Origin of the sequence: Mycobacterium sp. 1274761.0, assembly GCF_001668615.1 — a bacterium.
GTDB lineage: Bacteria > Actinomycetota > Actinomycetes > Mycobacteriales > Mycobacteriaceae > Mycobacterium.
In genome coordinates this window covers 1-1,987 of record NZ_LZMC01000022.1, presented here as the reverse complement: position 1 = coordinate 1,987, position 1,987 = coordinate 1, and the positions used below count along the sequence as shown (strand labels likewise).

Below are 1,987 nucleotides of genomic sequence, written 5' to 3'. Positions count from 1 at the left end.
TGCCCGTTCGGGGCGCCGGGCACCCGGATGTATCGGACCGGGGATTTGGTGGCCTGGGGTGCCGATGGACAGCTGCGCTATCTGGGCCGTGCTGACGAGCAGGTCAAGATCCGCGGCTACCGCATCGAACTCGGCGAGATCCAAGCCGCGCTCAACGCTGTCGACGGGGTCGACCAAGCCGCGGTGATCGCCCGCGAGGACCGCCCCGGCGACAAACGCCTGGTCGGCTACATCACCGGCACCGCCAACCCCGCCGAGCTACGGGTGCGGCTGGCCGAGCGGCTGCCGGGCTACATGGTGCCCGCGGCGATCGTGACCCTCGAGGCGTTGCCGCTGACGGTCAACGGCAAGCTCGACACCCGCGTCCTGCCGGCACCGGAATACCACCGCGTCGCCTACCGCGCCCCAGCCACCGTGACCGAAGAAGTTCTGGCTGCCGTCTACGCCCACGTCCTCGGCATCGAGCGCGTAGGAATCGACGACTCCTTCTTTGACCTGGGCGGAGACTCATTGACCGCGATGCGCGTCATCGCAGCCATCAACAAATCGTTCACCACCGACCTGCCGGTGCGCGCCATGTTCGAAGCACCCACCGTCGCCCAACTAGCCCCCCACATCAGTGAAAACGCCAGCGCACTGGAACCCCTGGTGCCCGTCGAACGCCCCCCGGTCGTGCCCCTGTCATTCGCCCAGCAGCGGCTCTGGTTCATCGACCAACTACAAGGCCCCTCACCGATCTACAACATGGCCGTAGCACTCCAACTCGCCGGACAGCTCGACACCCACGCCTTAGGCGCCGCGCTAGCCGACGTCATTGCCCGCCACGAAAGCCTGCGCACCGTATTTTCCACAACCCAAGGAACCCCCCACCAAAAAGTCATCCCAGCCCCCCGAGCCGACTTCGGCTGGCAAATCATCGACGCCACCGGTTGGCCGGCCGGCCAGCTCGAACAAAGCGTCGGCGCCGTCGTACGCCGCCCCTTTGATCTGGCCACCGAAATCCCCATTCGTGCACAACTTTTCACCATCACCGAAGACCAACATGTCCTCGTCGCCGTGGTCCACCACATCGCCGCCGACGGCTGGTCCGTCACCCCACTCATCACAGACCTCGGAATCGCCTACGCCAGCCGGTGCGCCGGACAGGCCCCCGACTGGGCGCCGTTGCCGGTGCAATACATCGACTACACCCTCTGGCAACGCGAACAACTAGGAGACCTCAACGACCCTGACAGCCGCATCACGGCCCAAGTCAACTACTGGGAACAAACCCTGGCCGGCATGCCCGAACGACTCCAACTACCCACCGACCGGCCTTACCCGACCACCGCTGATCACCGAGGCGCAACAGTCCCTATCGAATGGCCAGCCCAGCTGCAACAACAAATACGCGACCTCGCCCGCACCCACAACGCCACCAGCTTCATGGTTGTCCAAGCCGCGCTGGCAGTGCTGTTGGCCAAACTCAGCACGAGCAACGACGTAGCCGTAGGTTTCCCCATCGCCGGCCGCTCCGACACCGCCCTCGATGACCTCGTCGGCTTCTTCGTCAACACGCTCGTCCTACGAGTCGACCTCACCGGCAACCCCACCGTCACCGAGCTCCTCAACCAAGTACGCGCTCGCAGCCTGGCCGCCTACGAACACCAAGACGTCCCCTTCGAGGTGCTCGTCGAACGACTCAACCCCACCCGCAGCCTCACCCATCACCCCCTCATCCAAGTCATGCTGGCCTGGCAAAACCTCCCTTGGCAAGACGACGCCTCCACCGCCGCAACCCTGGGGGGCGACCTGCGCGCGACACCGCTGCCAACCGACACCCACACCGCCCGCATGGACCTCACCATCTCCCTGGCCGAACACTGCAACCAAACCGGAGACCCCACCGGAATCACCGGAGAAATCGGATACCGCACCGACGTCTACAACCCCGACACCATCCACACCCTGGTAGCGCGGTTGCAGCGGGTGCTAATCGCGTTGACCA

Annotated in this window: 1 protein-coding gene; it reads left to right on the top strand. The window is 65.1% G+C overall.

The annotated features are described in order from the left end of the window. Window positions 1-1,987: condensation domain-containing protein (locus A5651_RS04005; protein WP_156662581.1), on the top strand; the 1,987-nt coding region annotated here is incomplete at both ends.